The sequence below is a fragment of the Terribacillus saccharophilus genome (assembly GCF_000725365.1).
GTDB lineage: Bacteria > Bacillota > Bacilli > Bacillales > Amphibacillaceae > Terribacillus > Terribacillus saccharophilus.
This window is the reverse complement of the sequence record NZ_CP008876.1, coordinates 1,119,531-1,142,636: the sequence shown is the minus strand read 5'-3', so window position 1 is coordinate 1,142,636 and position 23,106 is coordinate 1,119,531. Positions and strand designations below refer to the sequence as shown.

Here is a 23,106-nt window from a genome sequence, read left to right as displayed (position 1 = left end):
TCGCCTCCTTACTGCGCTGAGCGCATGATTGCTTTTTGATCTTGATATTGAATATCGTAGATACGCTGGTATAAGCCACCGTTTCGCAGCAGGAAATCATGTGTGCCCCGTTCAGCAATCTCTCCTTCATCCAATACAAGAATTTCATCAGCATGCTTAACGGACGATATACGATGCGCAATAATGAATGTTGTACGGTTTTTCATTACTTCCTTCAGTGCTTTTTGTATTTTAACTTCTGTCTGCATATCAACTGCACTCGTCGCGTCATCCAAAATCAAGATGCTAGGGTCGATCAGCAGTGCTCGTGCGATTGCGATACGCTGCTTCTGCCCTCCGGACAGACCCATTCCCCGTTCACCAAGCAGTGTGTCATACTGATTCGGCAATTCCATGATAAAGTCATGGGCCTGGGCACGTTTGGCTGCATCCACTATTTGGTCGAAGCTGACATTATCAGGATTTCCGTATGCAATATTCTCTTTAATCGTCGTCGAGAAGAGAAATGCCTCTTGTAAGACGAAGCCGATGTGCTGTCTAAGCGTTCTTAGATCATAATCCTGTACAGGCTTGCCATCTATGTAGATATCGCCTGATGTAGGTTCATAAAAACGGGTCATCAGCTGGGTTATACTCGTCTTTCCTGATCCTGTTCCGCCCACGAGACCTATTATTTTTCCTGGTGGTGCATCGAAGCTGATTTCCTTCAGTGCCATGTCGTCATCCTTGGCATATTGAAGTGAAATCCTATCAAACGTTACATGCCCACTTATCTGTCTCGTACCGATTGGCTGTTCCAGCTGTTTAATATCCTCTTTTGCTTCAAGAACTTCCAGCAGCCTTTCCCCTGAAGCCTTTGCTTGAGAAAACATATTGATAATGAAGCCAAGATTCGAGAGCGGGCCGAGGATATAGGAGACAAGACTGAAGAATGCGACAAGAGCGCCTAATTCAAGCTGCCCAGAAATCACCAGATATCCTCCATAAGAGATGAGAACAACCATACAAATATTGCCGATCAATTCCATGAGTGGGAAGAACTTTGCCCACACCTTGGATGTGAAAATATAGTTATCACGATATGTGGAATTATTATCTGTGAATCGATCAATCTCAAAATCCTCACGCGATAAAGATTTAACTGTATTCATTCCGCTAATATTTTCTTGCACCCGAGTATTTAGCACACCTAATGATGTTCTGATATTACGGAAAGCAGGATGCACACGCCGGTCGAAACGATAGACAACCACCGCTAAAAACGGCATGGAAACCATCGTAACAAGCGCAAGCGGAATGGAATAGGCGAACATAACAGCAAGGCTAATTACGATCAGCAAGACAACGCGCAGGAATTGCCCTACTCCTGCCGACAAGAAAAAACGGATACCCTCTACATCCGCGGTCAGCCTGGACATTAAATCTCCCGTGCGGGCATTATCATAATACGTAAAGCTCAGTCTTTGCAGCTTCTGGTAAAGACTGTTCCGCATCCGGAAAACAGTTTTAACTCCGAATAAATCCCCTAAATACTGCTGCAGGAAATTGGCAATCCCCTTAATGATCATTAATATGACGAATCCAGTTGAGATAATCGGAATAAGATTATACTGATTACCTAGAACTACGTCATCAATCGTAATTTGCAATATGATTGGATAGACAACCGTGATGGCCGTGACAATGGCGATGAATAGAAGCGATAAATAGAAGTTGCGCCGGTATGGCCAATAAAAGTCCTTCAATTTCTTGAATATGTGCAAACCCTTCTCCCCCTCCAAGATTAGTCGCATGTTCTAATATATCGGGTTCCGAACTAATTTACCAGCTTAAATTAACGATTATTTAAAAAAGTTTGAATTTATGTTAAATAAAAAAAGCATCGTTTACACGATGCTTCGATAATGGTCTTGCAGGAATTGTACATAACGCTCCAAATCCTTTGTCTGCTGAAAACTAGCTTGTGCCATCTGAGCACTTCCGCCACCCTTACCACCAAAATCAGAGAGAGTTGTACGGAATAGGTTACCGCTATGAAATTCATCTAATCTGTGGGTTAATACAAGCTTCCGTTCAGCAGCATCTGACAAGATGACAAACTCCTTGCCCGCTTCAAGCAGCTTGGCTGCCATTCGCTGCAAAGCCTTAACGTTTTTTCCTTCAAAAGAACGAACTGCGATAGGAGCTTTTGTTTGGATGAGCTCCACCACTTCCAATTCTTCAAGTCTTACTTCAAGCTCTTCGGCTCTTTTAACAGCTGCTTGCAAATCGGCTGCTTGTTTCCCAATTCTGTCGAGAACTTCCTGACTGTTTGTTTGGAAGTGATCTGCAGCTTTTTCCACAATGCGAAACATATTTCTAGTAGTTTCTAAGGCGCGCTTGCCACATTGGAAATAAATTCGCTGGCCCTGCTTTTGTTTTTCTGTTTTAAGAATTTTGATCAATCCTACTTGCCCGGTTGATAATACATGTGTACCACCGCAAGGATTGTATTCTACACCATCAATTTCAACAATACGAACGTCTTCGGTTACAGATGGCTGCTTGACCACAGGCAGTTCAGCCAGCTGTGCTGCTGTCACATAGTAGCTCGAAATCAGACGGTTATCATAGATTAATTCATTCACCTTTTGTTCTGTCAATTGCAGTTCAGCTTCTGTCAGTTTATTACCAGACAAATCAATTGTCACAGCTTCCTGCCCTAAATGAAATCCAATAGTTGGGCGATCTAAAACGAGACGAAAAGCAGCGGATAGTAGATGCTGTCCAGTATGCTGCTGCATCAAATCAAAACGATATTCCCAATCTATCCGGCATTCGACTCTTCCTTTGACATTAGACTCCAAACCGTAATACGGCACAGCATCCTTGCTCTCAACAGCTTTGACTTCCAATTCGGCTATTGTACCTCGGTCTGCAGGCTGCCCACCTCCACCAGGGTAAAATGCTGTTTCTTTCAGTGACACATAATAAAGTCCATCTTTTTCATATGTATCGTCAACTTCTGTTTCCCACTTTTCACAAAAAGCGTCTACTCTGTATAGCAGCTTGCTCATATCGATCATCCTTTATTTTCTGATAGAGCAAGCTTACCATGAATCACTAATAAGTAGAAAGCCCGCTTAGCTGTATCTTAAAGCATCCAGTTGATTTATCAACATTGTTGTGAAATTACCGCCAGACTGCATATGTCGCAACCTTCCCTTTCTGTCTAGTAAGACAATGCATGGCAGTTTTTGTACTCGGAATGTATTCTTCATTTGATGCCTTTGATCGAGATAGACAGGCAAATCAATATTTTTATTAACTGCATAGTCATGTATCTTTTGTATATCTAAATCGGATGTTGAGCGTGGAACATGAACTAATAGAATGTCAAAAAACTGCCTTTCATGATTTGCAAAATCTAGAAAAACAGGCATTCTTTCTTTACAGATTGTACAGCTAATAGACCAAAAGTAAATGATAACCGGCCGACCGCCTACTGTTTGCTGAGGTGGATAAAGCCAATTTGATGCCTGCTGGTCGATTGCATTTGGTAGTTGGGGCATCATAATGGAGCACCCTTCCTCTCAAGCACTTCATCACCAGGCTGCCAATTCACACCACATGCCTCACCTGTTTGAAGTGCCTCCAATACACGCAGCAATTCTGATGTCTCTCGCCCTACCAAATCAGCATGCATTAAATAATAACAAATCTTACCTTCTGGATTGACGATAATTGTAGCTCGTACAGATGTATAGCTTTTCCCATCTAGCACACCGTAAGCTTGAGATACATCACCAGTAAAATCAGAAGCTAGCGGATAGGTGACATTTTGAATGCCATTCTGATCCCGCGGTATTTTCTGCCATGCAACATGGGACACGAGACTATCTGTAGAAATTGCGACTACATCTGCATTTAATTCACGTACTGTATCAATATGATCTGCTAAATCATTCAATTCAGTAGGACAAACTGTACTGAAATCACGAGGATAAAAAAAGAGCACCAGCCATTTCTTCGTATCAATCTTCTGTTTTAAGCTGATGTTTGCCGTCTTACCATCAGGCATGACAACTGGCAGCTCGAACTGAGGTGCAACACTTCCGATCATGGGCTCTCCCCCTTCATCTATACCTGTGTCACTATATGCATAGGAGCTCCATGTGTTACGGAGCGTTTCATTTTTAGCTATTCCGGGTACTCTCCTAGGAGCAGAAAATTGTAAAAGGAGACATGGTATGAACTTTCTAACAGACGGACTACAGTTCAACTACGATGGCTTAATCGAAAAATCCGTGTCAATCGGATTGCAGCTGCTGCTAATCATAATCGGTTATTTCGTTTTGCGAGCTGTCGGAAAGAAACTTATCAGCACGAGCTTGAGTAAAGCAAGTTCTAAACAGCGTATTTCAACAAGCAGGATGATGACATTGGAAAAACTGCTTATCAATACATATGGGTATACCTTGATTTTCCTCCTAATAGTCATGGTATTTGGAGTGTTTGACATTCAAATCGGCCCTTTGATTGCAGGAGCTGGGATTATCGGACTTGCTATTGGTTTCGGTGCCCAAGGCCTGGTGAGTGATATTGTGACTGGATTCTTCATCCTTTTGGAGCGTCAAATAGAAGTTGGAGATGTTGTTACCACATCTGGCTATAATGGTGTTGTAGAGGAAGTAGGATTACGGACGACACAAGTGAGAAGCTTCGATGGCACGTTGAATTTCATCCCGAATCGTAATATCAACGGCATCAGCAACCACTCTCGCGGTAATATGCGTGCTATGGTTGATATCGGCATCAGCTATGAGGATGATATTGATCATGCCCTCAGGGTTCTGCATGAAATATGCGAGACGTTCCAGCAAGACGAACGTTTCCGCGAAGGTCCAGATGTCATTGGTGTAGAAGAACTCGGAGCCTCTGAAATCACCTTGCGTATCATCGGTCATACAGCCAATATGGAACAATACGGTGCAGAACGCGATATGAAAAAGGCAATCAAGGAAGCCTTCGACAGAGAAGGCATTGAAATCCCTTATCCGCATCAAGTATTTCTGCAGCGAAAAGAAGAAAGCGCAAAGCAATAAGCTTTGCGCTTTTCTTATGCGTGATTTAGGTAAGCTAAAACGGCTTCGACACCATATTCCAATGCCTGTTCATCTGGCTGCAGCTTACTATGATGCAATCCGTAAGTCGAATTGACACCTAACCAAAACATAAAGCCGGGAATCTCCTTCAACATATAGCCAAAATCCTCCCCAGTCATTGCTGGCGGAGCTTCCTTATACGTCAAGGACGTTTTTGCTATAGCTTCTTGGAATGATTCCACCTTGGTTCTATCATTGTACACCTGGTAATAATTCGAACCATAATCAATCTCAATCTGACAGTTGTGGCTGATTTCCAGTCCTTTTGCCTGCTGCTCGATATGCTGCTTCACTAAAGCAATAGCTTCTGGGTCCATCGTTCTGATTGTTCCTTCCAAACGAGCAGTCTCCGCGATTGTATTTTGCACAAATCCGCTTTCCATCTTCCCGATCGTTATAACCGCACTTTGCAACGGATCCAAATTACGCGCTACTATCCCCTGCATATACGTCACAAAGGTACTAGCCGCTACAACCATATCCTTTGTCAAATGCGGATACGCAGCATGTCCGCCTTTCCCTTTGAAATCAAGGAAAAGCTCGCTTGTATTAGCGAATAATAATCCCGGTCTGGAAGAAACAGTACCTAATGGCAGTTCTGGAGCGATATGAAGAGCGAATATTTCATCCGGCCACCACTCTTTCAAAATACCGCTTTGCATAAGCGGCAGAGCTCCTCCCGGCCCTTCCTCTGCAGGCTGAAAAATGAATACGACGTTTTGTGCAGGCTGATTTTCAGCACAAGCGGTCAATGCGCCTAAAGCAATTGTCATATGCAGATCGTGCCCGCAGGCATGCATACGTCCTTCATGCTCAGATTGATATGGCAGCCCGGTGGCTTCCGTAATCGGTAATCCATCGATATCAGTACGATAAGCAATTGTTTTTGACCCGACAGACCCGGTCACTCTTACGATAATACCAGTCCGCCAAGTTTTTATTTCTAAATATTCCTGGGAAAGTTTGTGAATATAATCCAGCAGATATGCCTGTGTTTTTACTTCCTGGAATCCAAGTTCAGGTATACGATGCAAATCCCGTCTAATCTGTATCAATGTATATTCCATGCTATCACCTGCTTTACATGATAATAAAAAAAGGAGCAGCAGCTGCTCCTTTTTCCTTTTTAGTTCAATTTACGAAGTTCCTGACGAATCTCTGTTTTTGATTTCGTCTGGTCATCGATTTCTTTCAATACGCGTGCCGGTGTTCCGCCAACAAGTGTATTTGGAGCTACATCTTCCGTAACGATTGCGCCAGCAGCAACAATCGCTCCTTTACCTACTGTAACACCTTCTAATACAACAACGTTAGCACCGATGACAACATCATCTTCGATTACAACTGGTTTCGCAGATGGTGGTTCGATAACACCTGCCAAGACAGTACCAGCTCCGATGTGGCAGTTCTTACCAACAGTTGCTCGTCCGCCCATAACGACGTTCATATCGATCATTGTACCTTCACCAATAACAGAACCGATATTGATAGAAGCACCCATCATGATAACAGCTCCATCACCGATTTCCACTTGGTCACGGATAACAACACCTGGCTCGATGCGGGCATTGATTCCTTTCAAGTCCAATAGAGGAATCGCAGAGTTGCGGCGGTCATTCTCGATGACATAATCCTCAATTGTTTCTGTATCTTTCAAAAAGCCTTCCAACTCGCTCCATTCACCGAATAGAACTGCTGTGTTCGCTTCAGGGAAAGCTTTTACGTTTTCTGGGTAAGCTAGCGTGTCCAGGCCTTTTCCTTTTACATATACTTTAACTGGTGTAGATTTTTTACTATTCGAAATGAAAGAGATGATTTCATTTGCGTCCATCATTTTCACGGTTTTTGCCTCCTATGTAACTACGTATGGAATTACTTTATCAAAACTTTTACTAATCAACAAGCTTTTTCAACATGCCTGGCTTTTCGCCAAAAAAACATCTTCAGACATTGGTCTTATCGACAGTTGGATGGTAGTGCACTTGTTCGTGCAAATACCTGTTCATTTTTTTGAGAATCGCCCTTCGAGTCAGAATTCCCTCGAAATATCCTTCCTCATCAAGCACACAAAGAAATGCGTGGTTCACCACAGCCTTCAATGCTGTTAGAAACGAATCCGACTTCTTCAATACAGGTACATCTGGCAGCATCGTCTCCGACACTTTAATTTCGGAAAGCTTCTCCATCTCGAATCTCTCCATACCGAGCACTTCATTCAAGATTGCTGTCTTCGATATCATACCCTGCAGTCTATACGTATGATCAAGTACGGGAATGACCGAATAACCTGATTTAACAAGCACGAGCAAAGCGTGCTCTAACGGGTTATTCAATTGAACGTGAGCAACTTTTTCAGACTCGATCATCAAGTCCTCTACCGTTATTCCAGTGAGTTCCTGCAACTCTAATTTTGCCATTCGATCTCTCCTTTTTCAGCGGCAATAGAAGGAGGTCAATCACCTATACCAGTTTACCACAACCCACTGCAGGCTACCAATTTCGACAACGTACGCAAAGTGTCACATTTAGGCGCCTGCACCATAAAATATTTCCAGGATTGACTCTGTTTTTATGGTGAAAAGCTAGAAAAAGCATTATACTGAAACAAAGCAGAAATGAGGTAAATAATTGGAAACTTATATTTTCACGAAAAAAGAGGAAGCTGCCCACTCGATCACGCATGGGTTCGGCGCTTTACTGAGTATCGCAGCTCTTGTGGTTGCGGTGGTCCTGGCCAGCTTTACTAAGGATCCATGGATCATCGTCTCTGTTACTATCTATGGTACGACGATGCTGCTCATGTATCTCTCTTCGACAATCGTCCACGCCTTGCCCGAGGGAAAAGTGAAGGATATATTCCAGATTATCGATCACGCAGCGATCTATCTTTTCATCGCTGGTACTTATACACCCTTACTGTTGATCGGCCTCAGAAGCTCACTCGGTTGGACCATTTTCGGTATCGTTTGGGGCATAGCACTAGGAGGAATCATCTTCAAGATTTTCTTCGTTAAGAAATTCTTGATCATGTCTACTGTTTTCTATCTCTTGATGGGCTGGATGATTGTCCTAGTTTGGGAACCAATGCTGGCAGCGCTGCCGCAACTGACGATTCTTTATTTGGTCATTGGGGGCCTTTTCTATACAATCGGTGCTGTGTTCTACGTTTGGCGAAAGATTCCCTACCATCACGCTGTATGGCATTTGTTCGTGCTGGCGGGCTCGGCGTTCCATTTCTTCGCCATCCTGTTCATCATCTAATTACAAAAAAGGCATTCTCTCCATTGAAAAGGGGAAGAGTGCCTTTATTACGGATAAAAGAAGGTGCATGTTTGTTATGAATAAGAATTGGATCTCAGCTGCTGTGGGAACAATTATAACCGGAGCTGGCTTTGGATATATGTATGCACGACATATAGAACCAGCAAAGCTGGTGACTAAGTCATATACACTGACAAGTGAAAGACTTCCGAAATCTTTTCACGGACTGAAAATCGTTCAATTCAGTGATTTGCATTTAGGCTATCATTATTCCATTAGGAAGCTGAGACGTTTAGTTCGTCATATACAAGAACAGAAAGCCGATGTTATTGTATTTACTGGCGACTTTGCCGATCGTCCGATCCGTCTGAAATGGAAGCAGGAGATTGTCGATTGCTTAACGACACTTCAGGCTCCATTCGGAAAGTACTGGATTTATGGCAACCATGATTATCGTGACGAAAGCGAAGCAATTGTTGCGAAGTATATGGAAGCTGGAGGATTCACTGCACTGCATAATACAGCTACATTCCTAAAACGCGGACAGGAGCATATCGTTCTTGCTGGCATCGATGATGTTATCCGAAGCACACCGAACCTGCATGCAGCCACTCGCCATAGCGATGAGGATTCCTTTACTATCCTATTGGCACACGAACCGGATTTAGCTGAAAATGTAAGACATTTGCCTGTAGACGTTCAATTATCCGGCCATTCGCACGGCGGCCAGGTGCGAATTCCTTTTTATGGCGAAGTGATTGTACCTCCATATGGCAGACGATATGTGGACAGTCATTATGAAATCGGCTCACGGCCATTGCATATTTTCGTCTCCAGAGGTATTGGCACGACTAGGATGCCAATTCGTTTTGCATGTCCGCCAGAAATATCAATACTTACCCTGCAGCATGGACCAAAGCAAGTCGAGCTTAAAAAATAAAGAGCTTGCCAATCGTACAGCTTTTCTGTACTATAGTACCATTCTCCGATAGGGTCAATTCCTACACTAGGAGGTTTACTCGCATGAAAGTGAACTGGACATTAGAGGATATAGCAAAAGCGTTGTTCGTCGTCAATCGACACGCAAAAACAGCTTCTGATCCAAGCCACTTATATCAATTAAAGAAACAAACAGTAGCAAAACTGCTGGAACAGAACAAAGCAAAGAAAATCGGACTGCATTTCTCTGAACACCCGAAGCTCAGCAGACAGCACTCCACTATGCTGGTACAAATAGCAGACTATTACTTTCATATCCCAGCTGCAAAGGAAGATTTCAAATCACTGCCGCATCTTGGAGAATTGGACAAGACTTTTCGGAACCCAAGGCCAAACCTCTCCCTTTCTCAAGCAAAAAGGATTCTTTCCAGCTATTTGGATATACCTCAGCAGGATACCAAACCTAAACAGCAGACACCTGTGAGCAGATCGGCATATTATACGCCTTCCTCACTTGGTCAGTTCACCTGGCCAGACAAGAAAAAGCATCGCAGCTAAGCTGTACGCTTTTTCTTTTTATCACTTAAAATAGTAAATAACCTAAATATGATAAGCACGCTGCAAATTAAGGTCATTACCAGAAGAAGATTTCCTTCTAAAGATTCCCACTGCAGCCAACCAGATCGGTGTAAATAAACTAAAGCCGCATGCGCACATAATACAGATAAAATATAGTACCACTGCTTTTTTACGAGCCACCTGACACTGAAGAATATAACTGCAAAAACAGACAGAATGCCTAATAGACTCATTATAGGTAAAATCATCAACGCATACCTCCTTTCCATAGTTTCGACTAAAAATAACCTACCTAGACAAAAAAATCCCGCTAGAGTCGGGATTCCTTTGTCTTCTTACACTATGTTATAATGTATCAATCGTTATTCCATTTGATCAGCCGGAATGCCATATCTATCATCGAGCGACTCTTCAATTTTAAGCATTGCCTGATCATCTTGTAATAACTCATTTTTGTTTTGCGTGATCAATTCTTCTAAAGAAAGCTTGCGGGGTCTCATTAATATTAGCCTCCCTATATATTTTCCTTTAGCTATTCCCAATACTATCACGTTATAATCAAAATTGTTTGAACATTACGTTAAGAAAGTATGACAATGGAGGATCTCAGATGGAACATCTTATCAATCCGCGCGTTACAAACATACAAATCTCCGGCATTCGCCGCTTTTACAATCTTGTTGCAGATAAAGAGGATATGATTAGTCTGACGATTGGTCAACCTGACTTCACTACCCCGCTTCATGTTAAGGAAGCAGGAATCGAGGCCATACGTTCTGACAAGACGACGTATACACCAAATGCTGGTCTAATGCCTTTACGTCAGGCAATCAGTGATTTTTACACAAAATATGCTCCCGTCTACCGCCCGTCCGAAGAAATCATCGTAACTGTTGGGGCATCACAAGCTATTGATATTACACTGCGGACTATCCTGCAGCCAGAAGATGAAGTGATTTTACCAGGTCCAGTTTATCCTGGTTATGAACCGCTTATCTCGCTGGCAGGTGGAAAACCAGTTTTGGCGGATACAACCGAAAATGGCTTTAAATTGACGGTATCCATATTAAAACAATACATTACACCGAAGACGAAATGCGTGATTCTGCCGTATCCATCCAACCCAACTGGAGTAACACTTACATATGATGAATTGGAAGAGATTGCGGACTTTTTAGCTGACAAGGAAATATTCATATTATCAGACGAGATCTACAGTGAGTTGACGTACGATGATGCTCATGTATCGATTGCCAGTTTCCCGCAGGTTAGGGATAAAACGATCATTATTAACGGCTTGAGTAAATCCCATTCCATGACCGGCTGGCGAATCGGATTTACTTTGGCACCCGCATGGCTGAGTACGCATATGCTCAAAGTCCATCAATACAACGCTACTTGCGCTACTTCTGTCAGTCAGTACGCTGCAATTGAAGCGTTGACGAATGGACTGGAAGATCCAGTTGACATGCGTGAAGCATATCGTGCACGCAGGGACTACTGCTTGGAGCGCTTAGAAAACATGGGATTGACTGTCGAGAAGCCAAATGGGGCATTTTACATTTTCCCAAAATTCTCGATCAAAGAAATGACTTCATTGGAACTTGGTTTGGCATTAGTGGATAAAGTAGGTCTTGCTATCGTACCAGGAGATGCATTTTCTCATCTTGGTGAAGGATATATGCGGATTTCCTATGCGTACAGCATGGAGATGCTCCAAGAAGGTATGGACCGACTGGAACGTTTCCTATCTTCTAATACATTGGCATAAGAAAAAGGACAGGTCGATGTACCTGTCCTTTTTTATATCTTTCTTTTAGCTTCATATAAATTCAGCAGCTTGTCCAATTCCTGACTTTTCGCAATCGATTCACTGCTTGTAAATCCTTTTTCAAATGCTACTTCTGCCATTTGCTCACGCAGTACCTCAATCTGCTGCGTCAGCCTGTTAAGATTGATTAGTTTGTTGGAGTGCTGCAGACAATATCTGGCGTGTTCAGGCAATATCATTTAATCACCATTATCCCTCATTAGTTACAAATCTTTTCCATTACTTATCATGCCAAAAGATCGAATGAAAGTAAAGTTTAACAAGCACTTTTCACACTTTTTACATAAGTAATGACAAGCTTCGTCCTTTCTTCCTATCATTCGCTAAAAGCTGATGGAACCAAATTAGAACACTATCCATAAGTGTGTGTTGTCCTCGCTGCGCTAAATAACACGCGAAGGAATTAGTATTTGAAAATGGGCTAACGTCTATACCTCTTTACGCTCTGCGCCATATAGTAAGGTGTAAGCTTTAGGAGGTGAAACAGAATGGGTTACGGATTCGGCGGTTTCGGCGGAGGCAGTTACGGTGGTGACAACTACGGCGGAGGTTATGATTGCGGTTGCAACAACAAAGGCAACGGCTTTGCTTTGATCGTAGTACTTTTCATCTTGTTGATTATTGTTGGTGCAGCGTTTTACTGCTAATAACCACAAAAAAGACGGCATCCTTGATGCCGTCTTTTTCATTAACCGATAATGATTCGCTCTTTAGGATAGTGGAAGTTAGCTGTCTGCGAATTTCGTTGCAAGGAATACAAGAACGTCAGGATACCGACACGCCCTAGAAACATTAGCAGCATTAATACAATTTTACTTGCATCACTCAGTTCTGGTGTAATACCGAGACTCAAACCAACCGTACCGAACGCGCTACATACTTCAAAAATCACTTCAGTTAGCGAAAAAGGCTCAATAGAGACAAGAATCACAGCTGAGGTGAATACTAAAATCATACCGAAGATCGTCACATTAATGGCCTTGAAAAGATCTTCCGGATGAATTTCCCGCCGAAGGACAGTAATTTGCTTGTTCCCTCTGGCAAAATGGTATAGCGCAATGACAACCAATGCCAAAGTGGTAGTTCGGATACCTCCTCCGGCACTACTAGGAGAAGCCCCGACAAACATCAGCGCAGACATGAACAGCTGATTTTGTTCTGTTAGCTGCGCAATATCCATCGTTGCAAGTCCCCCACTTCGAGTGGTTACAGATTGAAATAGGGAGTAAAACAGTACCTCGTGCCAGGATTTCCCCACAAAGAAATTCCGTGAATCAAGTAAAGCAATTATGATTGCACCCACAAAAATAAGTACCATAAAAGTAATTGAAGTTAGCTTTGCGAATAAAGAAAATCGAATAAAAGTGCGCTCATCCTTAGAAGCAAAGATATACTGCTTCACCTCAATCAGAACCGGGAAACCGATTGCTCCCAGAACTATGAGCAGCATATGTACGAATTGCACAAAATAATCATGTCGAAAAGGAATAAGTGACTGTCCGGTTATATCAAAGCCCCCGTTGGTCGTCGCGCTAATCGCGGCAAATAAACCTTGAAAATAAGCCTCACCCGCTGTAGGGAAATATTGCAGATAATAAGTACCAAGGACAAGGAATCCAATCAGTTCTATCGATAAGACAACAATCAGAATCTGTCGCATAAGATTAACTGCTCCGCGAAACGATACTTGATTCTGATCAACCATGATCAGTCTCCGTTCCTTGAAACCGATTTTCTTACCGAACAGCAGCCATACAAACGTCCCTAGTGTCATGACGCCAATCCCGCCCAACTGCATCGTGAAAGCTATGAAAATGATACCAGTTGTGTTGAAATATTCATGAATCGGGACAGAAGCAAGTCCTGTAACACTTATAGAGCTTACAGCCGTAAATACTACATCAACAAAAGATAAATCAGTGCCTTCTTTATGAGCCACTGGCAATGCCAATAAGCACGTAGAAATAACTACAGCTGCTAAATAAAACAAGATGATCAATCTGGTTGGCGAAATGTTATTCAGCCATCGCCAACGCGGGTCATAGGTACGCATACAAGAGCTCCTTTAATTGCACGTTTCAAATGTAGTCTATTATAGCAGGCATATTGGAGAATAGCTCGCTTTTTCAAGCGTACTTACTCCGTGGTTCCAGCTCCGCTGGTCAATATCTCTTCCTCTTCCATTCCTTCTTGACGCATCCTTTTTATTGAAGCGAATAGTTCCATTTTTTCTTCCCTTGCAAGCGTACCTTTCATAATTACATTTCCTTCTTCACCTAAATCATTCACTTCCTGTACATGAACAAGGAACATTGCTGGGCGGTTTTCTGGTTTTGTGATTCGCACTTGTGCAAGAAGCACTTTTCGGCTTTCGGATAATGCTTGTACGCTCTCCAAATCCGTTTTACCTAAGACCGCTTCCAGCACCCATTCATTATCCTCTTCCTTATTGATGATCAATCCCTCCGACAGTTTCATTTCTTCTTCGTTTAAGAAGTCTTGGTCTGTCGGATATAAAGTCAGTTCTACAAGTTTGAATGTTTTCAAAGGTACCTCTCCTTTTAACATGTCCAATTATGTCTTTTTCTCTATCTTATCAGAACTTTTCCAATCCGTATGTATAGTATATCTGATGTTTTCTGTACATAGTGCCAGGGTACAGAGTTAGGATATAGCCAGGAAGGATGATACTATGCATAAACTGGATTTGATCGTAATAGGCTCTGGCGTAAGTGGCCACAGCACTGCTTCAGCAGCTAGAAATAAGGGTTGGACTGTGGCCGTTATTGATGAGAAACCATTTGGAGGTACATGCCCTCAATGGGGATGCGACCCAAAGAAAGTACTAATTGAAACAGTCAAGATTCAGGATGCTTTTGACAGAATGAAGGGTTATGGATTAACTGGAGATGCACAGCTGGATTGGAGCAAGCTGCGCGAACATAAGGAGACGTTCACGAAACCAATTCCCGAATCGACAGTTGAAGAGTTTAAAAATGACGGCATTGAGGTGCACCAAGGGCACGCCCAATTTATTGATGACCATACAATAGAGGTAAACGGAGAAAAGCTTCAAGCCTCCTATTTTCTAATCGCTTCAGGAGCTTCCCCAACTAAACTGCCGGTAGATGGATTCGAAAATCTCGTTTCAAGCGATGCATTTTTTGAACTCGATGAGCTACCTCAGGAAATGGTACTGATCGGCGGAGGATATATTAGTTTTGAATTCGCACATATTGCTGCTCGTCTTAACAGAAAAGTAACCATTATTCATCGTGGAGAACGTCCTTTGGAAGGCTTTGATGAAGACGTCGTCAATCATTTGGTTGATTACAGCAAAAAACTTGGTATTGATATTAGAACGAAAACGGAGCTGGAAGCTGTAGAAAAGCAAGGGAATGCATTCACTGTTTCTATCCGTTCTGAAAACAACACAGAACAGCTATCTGCTGACATCGTCATTCACGGCGCAGGCAGAGCACCGAATGTTCATAACATGGGACTGGATCGGACATCCATTTCTTATAGCAAGAAGGGCATTAAGGTAGATAAAAATCAGCAAAGTATATCAGCACCGCATATTTACGCTGCAGGTGATTGTGCTGATGACGGCAAGCTGCCCCTTACACCTCTGGCTACAGAAGCTGGAAGCCGCGTTATACAACACATGTTGGAAGAAAAGCAACAGGATGATTTCAATCATGTTCAGCCTTCCGTTGTTTATACGATCCCAGGAATTGCTTCGGTTGGTGTATCAGCAGACGATGCTGCAAAATCACAGGACAAGTATACTGTCATCAAACAAGATTTGAGCTCCTTCTTCACAAATAAAACGACCAGACTGGAAGAAGGGTACAGCAAAATTATTTTAGATAAAGAAAAGCAAATAATTGTTGGCGCGCATTTGTATGCAGCTCATGCTGAACATTTAATTAATGTCTTCACATTGGCAATTGAAATGGAAGCACCAGTTAAAATGCTGCAGTCTTTGCTTTGGGCATATCCGACAGCGGAGAGCGACATATCAAGTATGCTTCAGTGAATAAGAAAAAACCGCCATATCTGGCGGTTTTCTTATGCTTTATATGCCTTTACATAATATACTTCTTCATTAAAGTCTCCTTGCGTCACTTCAAATCCAGCCTTAGTCAATTTATCTGCAAGGAGGTCCGCGCTGTGATCTCTGCTGTAGCCGAGCGCTACCATAATACCCTTTTCAATAGTAACTCTGTACATTTCCTGCGCTGCAAGATCAGGGTCATCCGTGTTATCCAGCACAAATGCTGCTAGACCTCGTTGGAAGGATGCGTCGGGGAAATTCAACCTACCTAATCCGCTAGGCATCCGGTCGATATTAGTCAGTGTTTCCTCCTCTGCACGAAGAGCTAATTCTTCTAATAAGGCTTCATCTTTTTCCAGTGCTGTGACGCGATCTTTTGTTTTATGTGCGATAGGAATAACCAGATCCCCGTTTCCAGCACCAAAGACTATTACTTTTTCTCCGCCTTCTATTTCCAATAGCTCCAGCACTTCTGCTGTGGAAACTTCTGTTGTCTTATTCGCCATACGACTCTCTCCTTTTAAATCAATTAGTTCTGTATTGCCCTTACTATGCGTTGCTAAACGTCTCTTCCCTATGCTCTCACGCATTAACATTTTCTATCCTTCAATCAAAAAGGACAGCTGGTACATCCAGCTGCCCTTTCAACTCGTATATTTGTCAGTTTGAATTTTGCGGTCAATAAAGTAACATAGGTCTCCTATTTTCGGAAAGCGTTCGAATTCCATATTAGCAGGGTTCTCTGCATCGATTAGTGTGATATCCCAATAACGCAGTAATTCATAATAACTTCTCAAAAATAGCTCTCGATCACCATTATAAATTTCAGACATATTTGAAGCTGTCGTTTTAAAAGCATATTCAGGAAGTACATTCTTCGTATGTTTATCTACATATTTAACCACAGTCAAATATATTTCGTATTCGATCCCTTTCATTTTGGCGACCTGACATAAACATTTCTTAGTTTTAACTTGATCCATATCAATAATATCTGCCATATTGTTTCCTCCTCGCTCGGACTGGAAACCTCGATTTATATTCAGTTTATCACAACACACAGCATCTGTATGTCGATTTTCAAAGAAATAGACATACTATATTGAATTTTTGTAATTATTATTGTTGGTTTTATTTTTTAGTCAGCGGGTACACATGTAGTACATCAAATTCAGCTAAAAAGGAGAATACAACATGAAACCATATTTAAGAGAGTACACAAACGATGAAAAACTACAAGAAGACATTCAACTTTTAAGCACAAAAGGCGTAAACAAAGATAACATCTACGTATTATCACATGATGATGACAGAACAAAAAGAGTATCCAGTAAAGTAGATGCCAATACAATCGGGTTATCTGAGATGGGAGCTAAAAGTGCTGTTGGCACCATGTTCAGTAAACAAGGTGATGAACTACGTGCTAAATTGAAGGAAATCGGTTTTTCTCAGGAAGAAGCCGAGGATTTCGAAGAAGATCTCGATGAAGGGAAAATCTTCTTAATTGTAACAGAAACAGACAACGTTGAAGGCTTGCTAATCTAAATGAAAAGGCACTGTCCACTGAGACAGTGCCTTTTTTCATTTCTTTGGTAAGATGAGTTTCGGCTGAGCCAAAACCAGAATGAGAATAACGATGATGCTGGCTATAAAGCTTGGCAGCAAATAGGAACCATTGTATATAAGCGAGTATGCCCATACCGTTTGTCCTGGAGCAGCTGCAGATCCGAAGAAGACCATTCCGCCTACAAAATGCGCAGCGAACCTTCCGATACTGCCAATCAATGTTCCGATGATCAAGAAACCAATAAGCCTAGTCCGGTTATTCTCTTTTGCCGCTTTACGAGCTGAACCAGCTGTTACAGCTGCCAGTCCAACTAAAGTGAAGGCCAGAGGATAATCTAAGAAACCTTGGACAACATGTATTATATAAGGGTTAGTGACTAATTGAAGCAATGCTACAACAAATCCTGTTGTTAGTCCACCTTTCCATCCCCAGCGAAATGCCATTAAGAATATTGGAACCATTTGCAAGGAGATACTGCCCCCCTGCGCCCACGCTTTAAATGAAAATAAGTCCAGTACAAATGCGAGTGCGGCGAATATTGCCACCTCAACTAAAAATAAAACCCTGCTTCTTGATTGCATATATTTTCTCCCCTAATAAAGAATGCAACAAAAAAACAATGCTGCAGAGGGATCCCTTCCGATGGCCCAGTGTGCATTGTTTCCCCATCAAAGAAGCTACATCCCTACGCGAGTGCTAACTCACAGGTTCAAAGGGTCTGGACATACGTCCATCTCAGCCAAAATGGCTCCCCCTGCAGGCTTTTTTGTACCGTTTTGTTTTCTGTTGTCTATCCATTATATAGAAAAATGATAGCGCTAGCAAGAATTATTATTATTTCCTATAGATGAAATTTTACCCAAGTGCTAATTTTAGCAATTTTATTACTTTTACTTCATCTAACGAAATTATTTGAATTCGAGAAAAACTATGACGTATAATGGACACTGTTCTTTAAAAAGGGAGGATTTTTTATTATGGATACACCAGCTACAATCCCACAAGGGAAAAAGCATCCAAAGGGATTGTATCTTCTCTTCTTCACGGAAATGTGGGAAAGATATAGCTATTATGGTATGCGCGCTGTTCTAATGCTCTACTTAACTGCTGCAGCAATAAGTGGCGGGCTAGGCATGGATACACAAAAAGCCGCAATGATTTATGGTTTGTATACAGGAATTATTTACTTCACGCCAATTATTGGCGGTTACTTGACAGACAAGTATATCGGCCTGCGTACTGCTATCACTATTGGTGGCGTAACAATGGCGATCGGAGATTTCACAATATTCCTATTCAACAATCAGTGGGGATTATACATTGGTATGTTGTTCCTAATACTTGGTAACGGATTTTTCAAACCGAATATCTCAACACATGTTGGTGAGTTGTACCACCCGATGGATAAACGTAAAGATGCTGCATTCACCATCTTTTATATGGGTATCAACATCGGTGCATTCTTCTCTCCTCTAGTTGCCGGATTCCTTGCTGAGGATTTGTTCCATACAACTGATGCTGCCGGTATCGAGCACTTTGGATTCAAATGGGCCTTCTTGGCATCTTCCATTGGTATGGTTATTGGGCAATTGATCTTCAGTACTTTGGGTAAAAAATATCTAGGTGATATTGGTACTAAACCTGCACGATCTAGTATAGCTACAGAGGGTGTACCTGCTAAAATGACATCTGCTGACAAGAAGCGTACAGGTGCAGTCTTGATTCTAGCTGTATTCATCATCTTCTTCTGGGCTGGTTTCGAACAAGCAGGTACTTCACTCACCCTATATACAAGGGACTTCATTGATAGAAGTATCGGTGGTTACACAATTCCTGTTTCATGGTTCCAATCTGTGAACCCGCTGTTCATCGTCATCCTTGCGCCAATCGTTTCTGCTGTTTGGTTGAAATTAAGTAAATCCAAACGCGGCGATTTCCGTACGACGACGAAAATGTCTATGGGTATGATTCTATTAGGATTAGGATTCATGATTTTAGTTCCTGCAGTGCTCTATACAGGAAGTGATGAAGGAGATATTGTACACAAAGCAAATATTCTATTCATCGTATTCACTTATCTGTTCCATACATTAGGTGAGCTATGTCTGTCACCTGTCGGTCTATCGATGGTAAGCCGAGTGGCGCCAGTCAAGATCGCTTCTCTATTGATGGGTGTCTGGATGGCTGCAACGGGTATCGCTAGTCTAATCGCTGGAAAGCTAGCTGCATTAACAGAATCACTTGGTTATGTTGAAATTTTCAGCATCATCGGTGCAGTGGCTATCGTAGTAGGTATCATATTGTTAGCTGTTTCCAAGAAACTGCAATCCATGCTGGATGCACGAGACTAACACATAGAAACACAGTTCCCTTTTGGAGCTGTGTTTTTTATATGTATTCCTTTTCTTTCGCTATGTAGACTGCTTGTGAGCGGTTCTGGGCTCCTAATTTATCCAAAAGTTCAGTGAAGTAGTTTCGGATTGTACCTGACGATAAGAATAGTTCTGCAGCTATTTGCTTTGTAGAGAATCCTCTTTCAGCGAGATGAAGTATCTCCTTTTCTCGTTATGTCAACGGATTGTCATCTCCCTGCACAAATTGATAAGTAATTTCTGGGCTGATTACCGTGCGACCATGGTATACAATATCCCTCACAGCATGCGCCAACTGCTCACTTGGTGTATCCTTCAGCAAATAACCCTCAACCTTCATCTTCATGGCTTCTTTCACATAAGCAGCCGTAGAAAAGGTAGTCAGCACCTTTTCTTCACGGCTGTTTTGCCGCATTAGTTTGACCACTTCCAAGCCATCATATTTGGGCATTTCAATATCAAGAATTAATAAATCAAAAATTTGTGTTTCAAGTGCTTGCAAGACTTCCTCACCATTGGCAGCTTGATTGGTGACAACGAAATCTTCCTCTAAATCGAGCATCATCGCCATTGCAACTCGAAGCATATTCTGGTCATCCGCCAACAGCATACGAATCATTACTATTCCCTCCTTTAGTTTGTATAGGAACTATTACTATCAGGTGTAAGCCGCCATTTTGCCGCTTACGGAAATGGGCTTCCCCCTTCATTAGACTGACTCTCTTTCTAATTCCGTCCAATCCGTTTCCTTCTTGTAACAGCATATCATCATAGCCACCATTATCTTCCACGTGTAAATGCAGATGGTTATTGGATTGTGTAACCCGAATTTTACAAACGGTGGCGTTACTATGACGGATTACATTTGTGACAGCTTCTTTGAGTATATAGGCAAGCATTGTTTCCTTTGAACTGTCCTTTAATGAAGATATATGCTGCTCCAATTCAGAAGCAATACCAGCTTCTTTCAATCTAAGCTTCACTGCTTCGTACTCCTCCTGCAAAGAAACAAGGCGCAAATCGCTCACAATTTCTCGCATTTCTTGAAGCAGTGATCGTGATAACTGCTGGATATCATGTAATTCCCGCCCTGCTCGTTCCGGATACTGGTATAACAGTTTTTTTGAAATGTCGCTTTTAACTGAAATTGTCGATAAAGTTTGTCCTACCGTATCATGCAAGTCACGTGCAATCCTATCCCGCTCACGCTCCTTGATCAATTCTTCTACTTGCTTTTTTGTATCAGTAAGCTCCTCATTGACTGCTTCCCATTTGCGGTACCACTTTTCTTGTACTTTCCATACTGCTGGTGTAATAATGCTGATCAAGATACCAGGAGAAATAAATCCCCATTCCCATTCATGAATCCCATATATATCCGTGAGAATCATGAAGCCTGTAACAGTATTAACTGTTAAATATCCAATCCAGAATTTCGCTGGACTTTTCACTACATAAAGCATATTAATCGCATATAATAGCAAATAGAAAAAAGACTGTTCGATAAAAAAAATTAAATAAGCAACTAGTATGATTAAGGTGATTGCGGAAGAAAAAGTCCGTTCCGGCCGCCAATAGATTTCCCTGTAACAAAAAAAGATGATAATCATTATTAAGAGAGGAAACCAGAAGCGAAAACCTTGCTCTCCAATCAAATACAGTAAAGTGAAATAATAATAGGCCAACCATAAATGTGGTATATAGCCATCCTCTTCCGGAAACAGGCGGAATTTCTTCACATAGTCAGCTCCTTTGCCTATACTGCAAAACCATTGCACCTATAAAGAATACCAAAAAATAACAGACAAGAATTATAATATTAGAAATTTCAATACCCTCTCCTGATGCTATATTCCATGCACCCCATGCAAACAAGTATGATGGAAGCTATTCACCAATCATTTGCACCCAGTTAGGAAATGTTTGCAGCGGCATCCAGAGACCTCCTAAAATAGCTAGTCCTAACACTACTATATTGGCGGTTACAGATGCGGTCTCAACCTTTCTAGACTGAGCAATTAAAATTCCTATTGTTAGAAATAGAATCGACCCTGCAAGCAGCCATATGCTAGTCATTACCCATTCTTCTAAAGTTCGATTGAATCCTTTCCATGCATTAACAACAAGGAAAAACAAAGAAACAATGAGTGTGTTCAGCAATAGCTGCGTGATAATTCGAGAAATAAAATACTGTGGTGGCGAAAGAGGATGGGTAAACAAATAGTTCATCCAAGACTGTCTGCGGTCATACATAATTTGAATGCCAAATGTTTGTACAGAGGTCACTACCAAACTATAGCAAGTCATGGAGATGAGAAAATAATAATCAAAGTCAATTCCGTCGACAGCTGAACCTCTATTAATATAAGTGAACAAGGTATAAAACACGAAAGGCATAAGTAAAGAGAAACATAAAAAGTATCTATCTTTTATCATTCTTTGGAGTTCCATCACAACTGTTACGATAATAGATTTCATATACCAGCTTCCTCTCCTTCCAGTCCCTCAACATACTGCTCAAGAGTATCACCCTTTATTTCAAGTTGCGAAAATCTGATATTGTTCTGAATCAGCAACTTCAGTTCAAAATCCGCATCTTCCGTTAGCTTTCGATATAAGCCTTCCTGCTGTATATATCCCACAGAGAGCAACAAACTCTTATTCTTGGGATCAGTTCGAAAGCTTATTGACTTTTTGTCCATCTTTATTTCCTCAATAGGACGATCTATTTTTATAACCCCGTCCTCAAGATATAACAATCGTTCCGCAAGCTCTCCTGCCTCTGATAGAATATGAGTCGTCAATAACACACTTACTCCATCCGAACGCACTGCAGACAATTGCTTGCGAAATTTCCGTTTAGCTTCCAGATCCATACCTGCTGTCGGTTCATCCATGATTAACAGCTTTGGTTTTACCGCAACAGCAAGTTGGAATAATAGACGCTTCATTTGTCCAGTACTTAATTTTTCTGCCAGCACCTTTCTTTTTGATTCCAGCCCTGCATCCTGTAATACTGTCTGGACCTGTTTTTTTCTGCCATGCAAAGAGAGCACATACGAAGCGAATTGTAAGACCGTTAAATTCCCAATCATGGAAGGTGCTTGTGGTACATACCCAATATGAGGCCTAATACCTTTCCATGTCATACTTCCTCGATCCTGTTTTAGCATTTGTAAAACAATTTTCAGCAAAGTAGACTTGCCAGCTCCATTCGCTCCTAACAAAAGAATACTCTCACCCTCTGCCATGTGGAATGTAATATCTCTTAGTACCGGCTGCCCTTTAAATGATTTATTAATATGATTTATCCTTAGCATAACCCCACCTCCTGCTATCAGAATAACTTGACA

At 41.8% G+C, this 23,106-nt stretch carries 28 protein-coding genes and 1 riboswitch; of the genes, 9 read left to right on the top strand and 19 right to left on the bottom strand.

Translation table 11 applies throughout. The annotated features are described in order from the left end of the window. Positions 1–8: 8 nt before the first annotated feature. From GZ22_RS05835 to GZ22_RS05820, 4 genes are all read right to left on the bottom strand, one after another. A complete protein-coding gene (locus GZ22_RS05835) occupies positions 9–1,763 on the bottom strand; it encodes an ABC transporter ATP-binding protein (RefSeq protein WP_038559804.1) in 1,755 nt (584 codons plus the stop codon). A 123-nt stretch (positions 1,764–1,886) separates the two neighbouring features. Continuing rightward, a complete protein-coding gene (locus GZ22_RS05830) occupies positions 1,887–3,056 on the bottom strand; it encodes an alanyl-tRNA editing protein (RefSeq protein ID WP_038559801.1) in 1,170 nt (389 codons plus the stop codon). A 66-nt stretch (positions 3,057–3,122) separates the two neighbouring features. Then, positions 3,123–3,554, bottom strand: a complete 432-nt coding sequence (locus GZ22_RS05825; protein WP_051748079.1) for a TlpA family protein disulfide reductase — start codon at positions 3,552–3,554, stop codon at positions 3,123–3,125. Continuing rightward, positions 3,551–4,102 carry a peroxiredoxin gene (locus GZ22_RS05820; RefSeq protein ID WP_038559798.1) on the bottom strand — a complete coding sequence of 184 codons (552 nt, stop codon included), beginning with the start codon at positions 4,100–4,102 and terminating at the stop codon, positions 3,551–3,553. Before GZ22_RS05820 ends, GZ22_RS05825 begins: the two co-directional genes overlap by 4 nt. 127 nt (positions 4,103–4,229) lie before the next feature. Between GZ22_RS05820 and GZ22_RS05815 the strand changes: the two genes are divergently transcribed. Continuing rightward, on the top strand, positions 4,230–5,084 hold the full coding sequence (locus tag GZ22_RS05815; RefSeq protein WP_038559795.1) for a mechanosensitive ion channel family protein: 855 nt from the start codon (positions 4,230–4,232) through the stop codon (positions 5,082–5,084). 14 nt (positions 5,085–5,098) lie between these two features. On the opposite strand, the gene GZ22_RS05810 is transcribed toward GZ22_RS05815, so the two are convergent. The 3 genes from GZ22_RS05810 to cbpB form a co-directional block, all read right to left on the bottom strand. Beyond that, positions 5,099–6,211, bottom strand: a complete 1,113-nt coding sequence (locus tag GZ22_RS05810; protein WP_038559792.1) for an N-acetyldiaminopimelate deacetylase — start codon at positions 6,209–6,211, stop codon at positions 5,099–5,101. A 59-nt stretch (positions 6,212–6,270) separates the two neighbouring features. Next, positions 6,271–6,984 carry a 2,3,4,5-tetrahydropyridine-2,6-dicarboxylate N-acetyltransferase gene (dapD, locus tag GZ22_RS05805; protein WP_174416610.1) on the bottom strand — a complete coding sequence of 238 codons (714 nt, stop codon included), beginning with the start codon at positions 6,982–6,984 and terminating at the stop codon, positions 6,271–6,273. Positions 6,985–7,087: 103 nt separating this feature from the next. Then, on the bottom strand, positions 7,088–7,561 hold the full coding sequence (gene cbpB, locus GZ22_RS05800; RefSeq protein WP_051748077.1) for a cyclic-di-AMP-binding protein CbpB: 474 nt from the start codon (positions 7,559–7,561) through the stop codon (positions 7,088–7,090). Positions 7,562–7,772: 211 nt separating this feature from the next. Between cbpB and trhA the strand changes: the two genes are divergently transcribed. The 3 genes from trhA (at position 7,773) to GZ22_RS05785 (ending at position 9,902) form a co-directional block, all read left to right on the top strand. After that, positions 7,773–8,405, top strand: coding sequence for a PAQR family membrane homeostasis protein TrhA (gene trhA / locus GZ22_RS05795; protein WP_038559789.1), 633 nt, complete (start codon positions 7,773–7,775; stop codon positions 8,403–8,405). A gap of 76 nt (positions 8,406–8,481) precedes the next feature. Next, positions 8,482–9,345, top strand: coding sequence for a metallophosphoesterase (locus tag GZ22_RS05790; protein WP_038559786.1), 864 nt, complete (start codon positions 8,482–8,484; stop codon positions 9,343–9,345). Positions 9,346–9,428: 83 nt separating this feature from the next. Beyond that, entirely contained in the window at positions 9,429–9,902 is a 474-nt protein-coding gene (locus tag GZ22_RS05785) for a YkyB family protein (RefSeq protein WP_038559783.1), read from the top strand. A 383-nt stretch (positions 9,903–10,285) separates the two neighbouring features. Here GZ22_RS05785 and GZ22_RS18190 read toward each other — a convergent pair whose 3' ends face one another. Next, positions 10,286–10,423, bottom strand: a complete 138-nt coding sequence (locus GZ22_RS18190) for an FbpB family small basic protein (protein WP_084160665.1) — start codon at positions 10,421–10,423, stop codon at positions 10,286–10,288. Between the two features lie 110 nt (positions 10,424–10,533). On the opposite strand from GZ22_RS18190, the gene GZ22_RS05775 reads away from it, so the two are divergent. Continuing rightward, positions 10,534–11,694 (top strand): aminotransferase A, encoded by a 1,161-nt coding sequence (locus tag GZ22_RS05775; protein ID WP_038559777.1) that lies wholly within the window; start codon positions 10,534–10,536, stop codon positions 11,692–11,694. Between the two features lie 32 nt (positions 11,695–11,726). On the opposite strand, the gene GZ22_RS05770 is transcribed toward GZ22_RS05775, so the two are convergent. Continuing rightward, complete coding sequence (locus GZ22_RS05770; RefSeq protein ID WP_038559774.1) at positions 11,727–11,933, bottom strand: aspartyl-phosphate phosphatase Spo0E family protein; 207 nt, start codon at positions 11,931–11,933, stop codon at positions 11,727–11,729. A gap of 309 nt (positions 11,934–12,242) precedes the next feature. On the opposite strand from GZ22_RS05770, the gene GZ22_RS18760 reads away from it, so the two are divergent. Continuing rightward, complete coding sequence (locus GZ22_RS18760) at positions 12,243–12,401, top strand: YjcZ family sporulation protein (RefSeq protein ID WP_084160664.1); 159 nt, start codon at positions 12,243–12,245, stop codon at positions 12,399–12,401. Between the two features lie 41 nt (positions 12,402–12,442). On the opposite strand, the gene GZ22_RS05765 is transcribed toward GZ22_RS18760, so the two are convergent. Both GZ22_RS05765 and GZ22_RS05760 read right to left on the bottom strand, forming a co-directional pair. Then, the gene (locus GZ22_RS05765; RefSeq protein WP_038559770.1) at positions 12,443–13,807 is read right to left on the bottom strand and encodes a TrkH family potassium uptake protein; all 1,365 of its coding nucleotides are present in this window, start codon (positions 13,805–13,807) and stop codon (positions 12,443–12,445) included. An 83-nt stretch (positions 13,808–13,890) separates the two neighbouring features. Further along, positions 13,891–14,301 carry a YwpF family protein gene (locus GZ22_RS05760; protein WP_038559767.1) on the bottom strand — a complete coding sequence of 137 codons (411 nt, stop codon included), beginning with the start codon at positions 14,299–14,301 and terminating at the stop codon, positions 13,891–13,893. A 145-nt stretch (positions 14,302–14,446) separates the two neighbouring features. On the opposite strand from GZ22_RS05760, the gene GZ22_RS05755 reads away from it, so the two are divergent. After that, on the top strand, positions 14,447–15,796 hold the full coding sequence (locus GZ22_RS05755) for a dihydrolipoyl dehydrogenase family protein (protein WP_038559764.1): 1,350 nt from the start codon (positions 14,447–14,449) through the stop codon (positions 15,794–15,796). Between the two features lie 32 nt (positions 15,797–15,828). Here GZ22_RS05755 and GZ22_RS05750 read toward each other — a convergent pair whose 3' ends face one another. Both GZ22_RS05750 and GZ22_RS05745 read right to left on the bottom strand, forming a co-directional pair. Further along, complete coding sequence (locus GZ22_RS05750; protein ID WP_038559761.1) at positions 15,829–16,320, bottom strand: class I SAM-dependent methyltransferase; 492 nt, start codon at positions 16,318–16,320, stop codon at positions 15,829–15,831. Between the two features lie 138 nt (positions 16,321–16,458). Then, positions 16,459–16,815: a hypothetical protein gene (locus GZ22_RS05745; RefSeq protein ID WP_038559758.1), complete on the bottom strand. Its 357-nt coding sequence runs from the start codon at positions 16,813–16,815 to the stop codon at positions 16,459–16,461. 193 nt (positions 16,816–17,008) lie between these two features. Between GZ22_RS05745 and GZ22_RS05740 the strand changes: the two genes are divergently transcribed. After that, the gene (locus tag GZ22_RS05740; protein ID WP_038559755.1) at positions 17,009–17,359 is read left to right on the top strand and encodes a YflT domain-containing protein; all 351 of its coding nucleotides are present in this window, start codon (positions 17,009–17,011) and stop codon (positions 17,357–17,359) included. Between the two features lie 36 nt (positions 17,360–17,395). Here GZ22_RS05740 and thiT read toward each other — a convergent pair whose 3' ends face one another. Further along, the gene (gene thiT, locus GZ22_RS05735; protein WP_038559751.1) at positions 17,396–17,962 is read right to left on the bottom strand and encodes an energy-coupled thiamine transporter ThiT; all 567 of its coding nucleotides are present in this window, start codon (positions 17,960–17,962) and stop codon (positions 17,396–17,398) included. Positions 17,963–18,046: 84 nt separating this feature from the next. Then, positions 18,047–18,146, bottom strand: a riboswitch (TPP riboswitch). 212 nt (positions 18,147–18,358) lie between these two features. Here thiT and GZ22_RS05730 point away from each other — a divergent pair. Continuing rightward, positions 18,359–19,732, top strand: a complete 1,374-nt coding sequence (locus tag GZ22_RS05730) for a peptide MFS transporter (protein ID WP_038559748.1) — start codon at positions 18,359–18,361, stop codon at positions 19,730–19,732. Positions 19,733–19,769: 37 nt separating this feature from the next. On the opposite strand, the gene GZ22_RS19095 is transcribed toward GZ22_RS05730, so the two are convergent. The 5 genes from GZ22_RS19095 to GZ22_RS05710 form a co-directional block, all read right to left on the bottom strand. Next, positions 19,770–19,934, bottom strand: coding sequence for a response regulator transcription factor (locus GZ22_RS19095; RefSeq protein ID WP_084160809.1), 165 nt, complete (start codon positions 19,932–19,934; stop codon positions 19,770–19,772). Between the two features lie 12 nt (positions 19,935–19,946). Further along, positions 19,947–20,372 carry a response regulator gene (locus GZ22_RS05725; protein WP_084160662.1) on the bottom strand — a complete coding sequence of 142 codons (426 nt, stop codon included), beginning with the start codon at positions 20,370–20,372 and terminating at the stop codon, positions 19,947–19,949. Next, positions 20,347–21,492, bottom strand: a complete 1,146-nt coding sequence (locus tag GZ22_RS05720) for a sensor histidine kinase (RefSeq protein ID WP_038559745.1) — start codon at positions 21,490–21,492, stop codon at positions 20,347–20,349. Before GZ22_RS05720 ends, GZ22_RS05725 begins: the two co-directional genes overlap by 26 nt. A 148-nt stretch (positions 21,493–21,640) precedes the next feature. Further along, positions 21,641–22,231, bottom strand: a complete 591-nt coding sequence (locus tag GZ22_RS05715) for an ABC transporter permease (RefSeq protein ID WP_038559742.1) — start codon at positions 22,229–22,231, stop codon at positions 21,641–21,643. Next, positions 22,228–23,073: an ABC transporter ATP-binding protein gene (locus tag GZ22_RS05710; RefSeq protein ID WP_038559739.1), complete on the bottom strand. Its 846-nt coding sequence runs from the start codon at positions 23,071–23,073 to the stop codon at positions 22,228–22,230. Before GZ22_RS05710 ends, GZ22_RS05715 begins: the two co-directional genes overlap by 4 nt. Positions 23,074–23,106 lie beyond the last annotated feature (33 nt).